Origin of the sequence: Gordonia alkanivorans NBRC 16433 (genome assembly GCF_000225505.1) — a bacterium.
GTDB lineage: Bacteria > Actinomycetota > Actinomycetes > Mycobacteriales > Mycobacteriaceae > Gordonia > Gordonia alkanivorans.
On record NZ_BACI01000053.1, the window covers coordinates 19,104 to 28,252 of the forward strand.

Annotated in this window: 7 protein-coding genes; 1 reads left to right on the forward strand and 6 read right to left on the reverse strand. The window is 68.9% G+C overall.

Features of this window, described 5'->3' with window-relative positions; translation table 11 throughout:
• Positions 1-171: 171 nt before the first annotated feature.
• From atzF to GOALK_RS09735, 5 genes are all read right to left on the reverse strand, one after another.
• Entirely contained in the window at positions 172-1,842 is a 1,671-nt protein-coding gene (gene atzF / locus GOALK_RS09715) for an allophanate hydrolase (protein ID WP_006358634.1), read from the reverse strand.
• Complete coding sequence (locus GOALK_RS09720) at positions 1,839-3,893, reverse strand: 5-oxoprolinase/urea amidolyase family protein (protein WP_006358635.1); 2,055 nt, start codon at positions 3,891-3,893, stop codon at positions 1,839-1,841. Before GOALK_RS09720 ends, atzF begins: the two co-directional genes overlap by 4 nt.
• A 53-nt stretch (positions 3,894-3,946) precedes the next feature.
• Positions 3,947-4,615, reverse strand: a complete 669-nt coding sequence (locus tag GOALK_RS09725) for an urea amidolyase associated protein UAAP2 (RefSeq protein WP_006358636.1) — start codon at positions 4,613-4,615, stop codon at positions 3,947-3,949.
• 29 nt (positions 4,616-4,644) lie between these two features.
• A complete protein-coding gene (locus GOALK_RS09730) occupies positions 4,645-5,493 on the reverse strand; it encodes an urea amidolyase associated protein UAAP1 (protein WP_006358637.1) in 849 nt (282 codons plus the stop codon).
• Between the two features lie 167 nt (positions 5,494-5,660).
• Positions 5,661-7,208: an amino acid permease gene (locus tag GOALK_RS09735; RefSeq protein ID WP_006358638.1), complete on the reverse strand. Its 1,548-nt coding sequence runs from the start codon at positions 7,206-7,208 to the stop codon at positions 5,661-5,663.
• Positions 7,209-7,427: 219 nt separating this feature from the next.
• Between GOALK_RS09735 and GOALK_RS09740 the strand changes: the two genes are divergently transcribed.
• Complete coding sequence (locus GOALK_RS09740; protein WP_006358639.1) at positions 7,428-8,069, forward strand: TetR/AcrR family transcriptional regulator; 642 nt, start codon at positions 7,428-7,430, stop codon at positions 8,067-8,069.
• Positions 8,070-8,147: 78 nt separating this feature from the next.
• Here GOALK_RS09740 and GOALK_RS09745 read toward each other — a convergent pair whose 3' ends face one another.
• On the reverse strand, positions 8,148-9,131 hold the full coding sequence (locus tag GOALK_RS09745; RefSeq protein ID WP_230461835.1) for a hypothetical protein: 984 nt from the start codon (positions 9,129-9,131) through the stop codon (positions 8,148-8,150).
• Positions 9,132-9,149 lie beyond the last annotated feature (18 nt).

Sequence of the window (9,149 nt, forward strand, 5' to 3'; positions counted from 1 at the left end):
GAAATCGAAAATTGGTAGCCGAAACGAGGCCTGTCACAAAACCACCGGGTTGGACAAACGACCAGGTCGGACGTCGACAGTCATCGCGCGAGGCGCTCGGTTCCGTATGACATCGAGCCCGGTTTGCGGGTTCGATGTCATACCGATGAGGAGCGGGCGGTTACGCCGTGACTACCAGCGGTCGCGGTCGAGTTCCGTTCCGGCAGCACCGGCGTCGGCCGCGCAGCCGAAGCCGACGATCCATCGTGCGGGGCCGGTCTCCCCGGCGGCCACCTCGACCTTGCCCAGCATCATCGGTTCCGGGAGAGCAGCGAGGAACTCGCCCAGCGCGGACGCAGACAGTCGCCAGACCTCACCCCGGATCGCCTGTCCCACAACAGGATCGCGGATCAGACCGGGCTTCGGCGGAGTGGTGTCGAGCGCGACGAGGCGGTAGGTCGGCGTCGTCGCGATCTCCCCCGCCCAGCGGGCACCCCGTTCGCTGAGTTCGTGCGTGAGCGGACCGCCCCGCATGTGCGCACCGAAGACCGCGAGCTCGACCGACTCCTCGGTCTCCACCCACGACGCCCCGACATCGGGGACGCCGAGGAACCGGGCCGCCACGTCGACGAGAACCGCGTCCTCGTGCGCCGCACCCAGCAGGGTGACACCGAATTGTGCTTCGCTGCCCTGGGTTTCGGCCACGACGCCACTCGGCACGGCGATTCCGCAGAGGTCGAAGAGATTGCAGAAGTTGGTGTACGTGCCCATTCGCGAGTTGACGCCGACCGGGTCGGCGGCGACCTCGGCGATCGTCGGGTGCCCCGGCGCGGTCGGGACCATCAGCACGGTCGCGTCGCCCCACTCCCCCATGGCCTCCGCACGGAGTTCGGTGAGGCGTCGGCGTGCGCGCAGGAGGTCGACGGCGGTGAATCGGGAAGCAGCACCGATGATCCCGGCGACGGTGGGATCGAGCCCGACGTCGTCCGCGTCCGTCGCATCCAGGAAGTCGCCGACGGCGTCGTGTCGTTCGGCGACGAGCGCATCCTCGTACAGCAGCTTCGCCGCCGCAAGGAAGGGCGACAGGTCGATGGTCTTGATCACGAGTCCGGCGTCCTCGGCCCGCAGCACCGCCTCGGCGAATGCGGCACGCCACGCCTCGTCGAGTTCCGGCAGTTCGGCGGGTACGGCGACGACGGGTCGTTCCGGTGCGGCCAGGGGCGCCGACGTGCCGAACGGCCGTGGTCCCTGCGCGGCGGACATCGCTGCCATCGCACGGTTCGCCAGTGGCAGGTCGGCCGCAAAGATCGTCACGGTGTCATAGCTGGCACACGCTGGCACGACGCCGTCGGTGGAGATCGACCCGACCGTCGGCTTGATCCCGACAAGTCCCTGGAGTCCGGCGGGCACGCGGCCGGAACCGGCGGTGTCGGTGCCGATCGCGATGTCGGCGAACCCGAGTGCCACGGCCACCGCGGACCCCGAACTCGAACCGCCCGAGATGTATTCGGGCCGTCGCGAATCCCGAACGGCACCGAACGGACTTCGTGTTCCGACGAGGCCGGTGGCGAACTGGTCGAGGTTCGTCTTCCCGATCATCACCGCACCGGCGGCCCGCAATGCCGCGACCGCCGGGGCGTCGGCCGCGGGCGTGTAGGCGTAGCCCGGGCACGCTGCCGTGGTCGGCAACCCGGCGACGTCGACATTGTCCTTGACCGCGAGGACGGTGCCGGCCAGTGGCCCGCCGGCCGCGAGAGCCGCGTCGTACTCGGCAGCGACCTCCGCCTGCGGACGCAGCGCGATGAATACCTCGGGACGGTCCGCCTCGGCGATCCGCATGTAGATCTCGTCGACCCTGCTCATGCCACCCGCTCCTCGTTCTCGGCCCCGACCGCGCTCAGGTCGGCGGCGAACTCGCCCTGCGCGGACCATCTCTGACGCTCCTCGGCGCGGGCGATCTCCATCTTCTCGCGCCGGAGGGCGATGTCGGCGGCATTGTCGTCGAGGTATTGCTGGTGCTCGGCGAGCGAGAATACACCGTCGACGATCTTCGTGCTGTCCCCGCGCCCGGCCGCGACATCGGCGCGCATGTCGAGGAGTTCCTCGGCACTGACCGGATACCAGGAGATGCGGTCGAAGAAGCGCAGCAGCCAGGGATGCTGGGGATCGAAGCCGGGCGCCGACTGTGGGTGCCGGTGGTTCCACACCTGCGTGGTGCGTCCGACGAACTGATAACCGCCGGGGCCCTCCATGCCGTAGATGCACAGGTAGGCTCCGCCGATGCCGACCGCGTTCTCCGGGGTCCAGGTCCGGGCGGGGTTGTACTTCGTGGTGACGAGCCGATGCCGCGGGTCCAGCGGGACCGCAACCGGCGCACCGAGATACACGTCGCCCAGGCCGAGCACCAGGTAGCTGGCGTCGAAGACGGTGCGGTGGACGTCGTCGACGGAGTCGAGACCGTTCATGCGGCGGATGAACTCGATGTTCCACGGGCACCACGGAGCGTCGGAGCGCACGCCGAGCATGTAACGCTTGATGGCCTCGCGGGTGGCCGGGTCGTCCCACGACAGGGGCAGGTGCACCGTTCGGCTGGGGACCACGAGATCCTCGGCCGCGGGCAGCTGGCTCTCACATTCGATGAGCCACTGGAGCATCCGGGACTGCGACCACATGTCCGGGTCGGCTTTGACCTGCAGCGACCGGATGCCGGGCGTGAGATCGATGAGGCCCCGGGGCTTCTCGGCGGCGATGCGTTCGCTCAGCGCGTGCACGCGGGCGCGCAGGGCCAGATCCAGTTGCATGTCACCGTATTCGACGAGGATGTTGTCGTCACCGGAGCGGCGGTAGGTCACCGCCGTCGATCCGTCGGCGGTCGTCGTCGAGCCGAGGATGCCGTTGTCGGCGTCGCCGCCCGCGGACAGAACGTCGACGAAGCTGGCACGCCGGCCGAGACCGGTCTCCTTCGGCGAGGCGGTCTCCTCGCTGCGAACGGCCACGAACCGGATCGTGTCACCGGGCTTGAGCTGACCGAGCTTCCACCGCTGGGCGGTCACGACCGTCACCGGGCACACGAACCCGCCGAGACTCGGGCCGTCGGGCCCGAGCAGGATCGGGGTGTCGCCGGTGAAATCCAGGGCGCCGACGGAATACGCGTTGTCGTGGATGTTCGACGGGTGCAGTCCGGCCTCGCCTCCGTCGTTGCGCGCCCATCGCGGCTTGGGACCGATCAGCCGGATGCCGGTCCGGTCGGAGTTGAAGTGCACCTCGTAGTCGGTGGCGAAGACGTCGCCGATGTCGGCCTCGGTGAAGAACTCCGGCGCACCGTGCGGACCGACGGTCACCGCCAGTTGCCAGGTGTTGGTGAAGGCGGGCTGCTCGTCGCCGAGGATGCGCCGCGCCGGGCCGGTCGATCCGCCGAGCAGGGTGAGCTGATCACCGGCCGCGAGCGGACGGCCGTCGAGACCCCCGAAGCGGCCCATCGTGAACGTGGAACGGCTTCCGAGGTAGTCCTCGGCGTCGAGCCCGCCGGACACCGCGATGTACGCCCGCATGCCGAGCGTCCCCACTGTTCCGACGTCGAGGACGTCACCTGACGACACCGACAGCGGAACCCATTGCGACACAGTCCGTCCGTTGACGGTGACGGTCACCGGTGCGCCGGTGACGGCCACGACGGCGTCGGCGTCGAACCGCAGCGCCGGACCCATCAGGGTGACCTCGAGACCAGCAGCTGTCTCGGGGTTGCCGACCGCGAGGTTGGCGAGGCGGAACGACAGGTCGTCCATGGGCCCGGAGGGTGGGACGCCGACCTTCCAGTACCCGATACGACCGGGCCAGTCCTGGATGGTGGTGAGCGGACCGGACCGCAGGACGGTGACGGGGGCGGGCGTGGCGGCCCCGGTGGAGGCAGTCATGGTGTGGTTCCTCGAAGGTCGTTGTGCGGTGCGGAAATCGACGCGACTGGCCGTCAGACCACGGGCCGGGTCACGATGACGCGGACCGCGGTCGGATCGAATCCGTTGCAGGGGTTGTTGATCTGCGGGCAGTTGGAGATCAGCACCAGGGTGTCGACCTCGGCCCGGAGTGCCAGGCGCTTGCCCGGGGCCGACAGGCCGTCGACGATGCCGAGGGAGCCGTCGGGATCGACCGGCACATTCATGAAGAAGTTGACGTTGCCGACCAGATCGGCCTTGCCGAGTCCGTGGCGGCTGCCCTCGATCAGGAAGTTCTCGACGCACGCGTGCTGATGCCTGGTGTGGTGGCCGTAGCGGAGGGTGTTGGATTCCTGCGAGCAGGCGCCGCCCACGGTGTCGTGGTTGCCGACCTCGTCGGCGACGATCGTCATCAGCGGTTCGCTCTCCTGGTCGCGGATGACGGTGCCGGTGGTCAGGAAGATGTTGCCCTGCGCGGCGATCGTGGCCTGCGCCGAGTAGCGCTTGGCGTGATCGGCCGCCCCGTAGAAGAGGGTGTCGACGGCCTGATTGCCGTGGAGGTCGACGATGGTGAGTATGTCGCCGGCGGCGACGACGCCCGACCAGGGGCCGCGTTCGCCCACGATGGCGTCGTCGACGACCGTGCCGTCAGCGAGGGCGAGATCGGCCGCGGGTGCCGCGGTGAGATCGATGGTGGTGGTCACGAGTGGTGTCCTCTCTCAGATTGGGCAGCTCAGAAATGAGCTGCGGCCCAGACGTCTTCGGAGTTGGCGACGGCACGCTGGTACTCGGGATCGGTGTCCGCGACACCGGCCAGCAGAGCGTCGAGATCGGGCTGGGCCTTCCACGCGAGCACCTCGAGCGAGGTGGTGTCGAACGTCGGCGACGGATCGACGGGATGTGCTGTGTTCGCGATCGCCACGACACACGGCAGGTGCAGGATCAGGTCGACCGATGTGTCGGCTCCCGCGGAACCGGTGGAGCGCAACGACCCGTCGTCGTCGACCTTCACACCGTGGAAGAACGACACCGAGGGGGCGACGTCGGTCGGGGTCAAGCCGTGCTTCGCGGCGGCGAGGGTGAACATCTCACGGCCCGCCGGGCTGGCCGAATGCACCTTCCCGTCCCCGTGTTTCGCGGTGTTGGCCGCGAGAGTCGTGGTGCCGCAGAGTGCGTCGTGGTGCCCGGAACCGTCGGCGACGATCGTTGCCAGGACGCGTCCCTGGTCACTGAGCAGCGGATGCCCGGAACCGAGGTAGGCCTGCCACGGAACCTTCACGGTGTCGGCCGCATTGAGCCGCTCCCACGGTGCGTCGGCGCGCCACAGCAGGATGTGTGCGCAGGCCGAGCCGGCGACGTCGTGCAGCCTCAGCCGCGTGCCGCGGGCCAGGACCTTGCTCGTGTACCTCCCCCCGGGCACGGTCTCGGCCCAGGTGAGGGAAGCGGGATCCACATCGGCGGGCGGGTTCGGCCAGTTCGACGCCGGGACGACCGGCATGCTGTCGGTGATGCGACCGGCCTGCGACCGGGCGTGTTCGCGGGCTCCCGCGGTGGTCCCGGTGCCGGTGGCGGTGATGGTCATGTCGGATGTCTCCTCGGAATGTGGGTGTGGTCGGGGTTTGTGGAGCTCGGGTCACCGGGCCTTCGTGGCTCGTCGACTTCGATGCGCTCCTTCGTCGCTTACTCAGCCCGGCGGCTTGCGCTCCTCGCACCTCAGGCAGCAAGGGTGGGCGCAACCCTCGGCCCGAGTCAGGACTTGGCGGGGTCGACGGGCTTCGGATGTTCCTTGCCGCGAGGGAAGCACGCGATGCCGGCGAGGACGGTCACCGCGATGACGATCGGTCCGGCCCAGCGCAGGATCGGCATGTCGCCGGCGGGATCGAAGACCTCGGCACGTGGCCAGGCGAGGTTGACGACCATCAGTGCCCCGTAGAGCACGGCGAGGAGGTTCACCACGATCCCGAAGCGGCCGAGGCTGAACAGTTTCCGGCCGCCGGCGTCGACACCGCCGGTGTGCGGCCAGCCCTGGAACCGGCGGTAGAGCATCGGACCGGTGACGGCGAGGTAGGCCAGGTAGATCAGGATGATGCACACGCTGGCGAGCGTCGCGAAGATCGCGGAGTTGCCAACGTTGACCACCAGGACGCCGATGCAGAGCACGCCGATGAGGATCGATGGCGCGATCGGGGTGCCCGTCCGCGAATTGACGTGTGCCAGTTGCTTCGAGAACGGGAGCCGGCCGTCGCGTGCCATCGAGAACATCAGGCGGGAGCATGCGGTCTGGATGGCGAGGGTGCAGATGAAGATCGCCACCGCGACGTCGCAGAGCAGGACCTTGCCCCAGAAGCTTCCGAGCACCGAGTCCAGCACGTAGGGCAGGCCGCCGATGGCGAGTTCCTCGCTGAGCGTCGGCGCGGCCATGAGCGCGCCCAGCAGCATCAGGCCGCCGCCGATGGCCGAGACCGTCAGTGCCATCCGGATGGTGCGCGGTGCGACGCGGCGCGGGTCGCGGGTCTCCTCGGCGAGTTCACCGGCCGAGCCGAATCCGACCATCACGTAGGCGGCCATCAGCCCCGAGACGATGAACGCCCAGATGTAACCGGGCTGCTGACCGGGGACGCCGGTGTCGAAGACGACACCCGGACCGCGCTGGGCGTGGGTGAACAGCGCCAGGATCACCGCGATCACGCCGACGAGTTCGCAGACCACGCCGATGCTGTTGACGCGGCTCATCCAGGTGACGCCGACACAGTTGATGGCGGTGACGATCACCAGCAGGATCGAACCCAACAGGACCGCATTCGACGCCCCGCTGGTGCTGGTGAGCGTGGGATCGTCGCCGACGATCTGGAAGCCCATCCACACCGACGGCAGCACCACCTGGAGGGCGATGGCCGCCGCGGCCGCCGTGACGACCTGCGCGATCATCATGAACCAGCCGCCGAACCAGCCGATGACCTCACCACCCATGCGGCGCGACCACTGGTAGATCGCACCCGAGATCGGATAGCGCGCAGCGATTTCGGCGAAGCACAGAGCCACCAGGAACTGACCCGCGTAGACGATCGGCCACGTCCAGAAGAAGGCCGGGCCGCCGAACCCGAAACCCAGGCCGAAGAACTGGAAGACCGTGGTCAGGATCGAGACGAAGGAGAAGCCGGCCGCGAAGGAGGCGAACTTGCCGAGCGACCGGTGCAGCTGCTGGTCGTAACCGAGATCGGAGAGGTCGTCGGCGTCGAAGTCACCGGCCGGGGCGGTGACCGGTTGCGCGACGGTCTTTTCCGGGGTTGAGGTCATGATGCGTTCTTTCTTCTCGAGGAGCTCCTCGTTGAGCGCGTATCTGTCAGGTGACAGATAAGCGAACGCACGTTTCTTTCGATTGACCGTTCTGTTCCGTCTGCGAAAACGTCGGTAACGACTGCGTTAATCGGCGCAGGTCGCGGGATCGCACGGCCATCCGGGGACTCTCGAGCATGGTCAACTAGGTCGAGAACATCCACCAACGCAGGAGGAATCATGGCGACCGGCACGCGCACGGCCACCACGTCCGGCAGCCCCGGGCGCCCACGCCTGGTGCCGTCGAGGCGCCGGGGCGAGACCGCTCGCGACGAGATCCTCGACGCCGCGGCCGAGCTCTTCACCCGCCACGGATACACCGGGACGTCGACCCGGATGATCGCCGAGGCGGTGGGCATCAGGCAGGCCTCGATGTACCACCACTTCAGCACCAAGGACGACATCCTGGCGCACCTCTTGGAGACCACGGTCGTCGGCTCGGTCGAGCAGGCCCGCACGCTGCTCGATGCCGACGGACCGGCGCTGGAGCGACTGCTCACCCTGGCCCGCTACGACGTGGAACAGCTCGCCCGCGCACGCTGGAACCTCGGGGCGCTCTACCTGCTGCCCGAGGTCGGGGAACCGCGCTTCGTTGAATTTCGCTCCGCGCGACAGGAACTCGCGGCCGCCTACGCGGCCCTTACCTCGGCGGTGCTGGGCGATCCGGCAGACAAGCGCTGTCTGCTGCCCTTCCGCCTCGTCGAGTCGGTCATCATGATGCGCGCCGACGAACAGCGCGGCGAACTCGGCGGCCACACCGCCGAGGGTCTCGTCGACACGATCGTCGGCGCGGTCCGGATGCTGATCGAGCATCGGCCTTAGCGAGAACGAAAGCAGCCAGAGCAGAGATCGGCCCTGACGCAGTCCGCGACTGCGTCAGGGCCGATCTCTCGCGTGCGCTCAGCAGCTGCCGATGGCACCTCCCTGTAGTGCGACCTCGGCAATCCGTGCCCACGTGCACGGCAACGCATCACGACGGGCGGGCGCCGACGGCGCGATCTGCTTCACCGCCGGTGTCGGCGTCACGCGCTTCACCACGGGCGCCGAGGCCACCTGCTTGACGGCGGGCATCGGGGTCAGCCGCTTGATGGAGGTCGCCGGTACCGATGGCGCCACCAGCGCCGGGGCCCGATCGAGCGAGGCCGTCGTCGGCTGGGGCCGCTTGGCCGGCTTGCGGTTGAGCGGCACCTTCCATCCCTTGTCGTAGCCGTGCGCCGCGCCGATGGCGACACCGGCCGCGACGGCCGGGAGCGCTACGAGAGTCGCGACCACGGCTGTTCCGATGAGCGGCCCGAACACCAGACCGGTGGGCCAGAGCGGAAGCGTGAGGAGAAGCCCGAGCCCACCACCGACGACACCGCCGACGGCGAGGGCGAGCGGAGCCGCCACCCCGGCGCCGATCACGCCGCCGACCGCGGCGTCCCCGACCATCTGTTCGGCGACCTTGTCGGCGCGGGCGGTCGAAACCCCGTTACTCCGAAGAACATCGGAGATCCCAGCGACGAGTTCACCGGACCCAGCGCTGATGTCCGAGGCGAGTTGCGGAGACACGGCGCGCGGGCGGCGGAGTTCGAGGTTTCCGATCCGCACGACGTCGCCGGCCGCGGCGGTCTGGTCGGCGACCCGACGGGCGGGCCCCAGGGGCGTCGGGTGGATCGTGTTGTCCCCCGCGCTGACCCGCGGCCAGGTCGATGTCACCACCGATTCCTGTTTGGGCCCAACGGAAGTGGACACCACCACCTGGGACACCGGGCGGAGGTCCGGCAATGCCCCCGCCGGAAGCGCCATCGTGGGGATCCCCACCGTCGCGATCCCCGGTGTCGGCGGGCCCGCCGCCGGGGTGGCGGCGTGGGCGGGCACGGTAACCGCGAACGACGCGGCCATCGCACACCCCAACATCGC

Excerpts from the sequence above, each read along its gene's own strand:
- GOALK_RS09720 (WP_006358635.1), bottom strand. The coding sequence starts at position 3,893 with ATGACTGCCTCCACCGGGGCCGCCACGCCCGCCCCCGTCACCGTCCTG.
- GOALK_RS09740 (WP_006358639.1), top strand. The coding sequence starts at position 7,428 with ATGGCGACCGGCACGCGCACGGCCACCACGTCCGGCAGCCCCGGGCGC.
- atzF (WP_006358634.1), bottom strand. The coding sequence starts at position 1,842 with ATGAGCAGGGTCGACGAGATCTACATGCGGATCGCCGAGGCGGACCGT.
- GOALK_RS09730 (WP_006358637.1), bottom strand. The coding sequence starts at position 5,493 with ATGACCATCACCGCCACCGGCACCGGGACCACCGCGGGAGCCCGCGAA.
- GOALK_RS09745 (WP_230461835.1), bottom strand. The coding sequence starts at position 9,131 with ATGGCCGCGTCGTTCGCGGTTACCGTGCCCGCCCACGCCGCCACCCCG.
- GOALK_RS09735 (WP_006358638.1), bottom strand. The coding sequence starts at position 7,208 with ATGACCTCAACCCCGGAAAAGACCGTCGCGCAACCGGTCACCGCCCCG.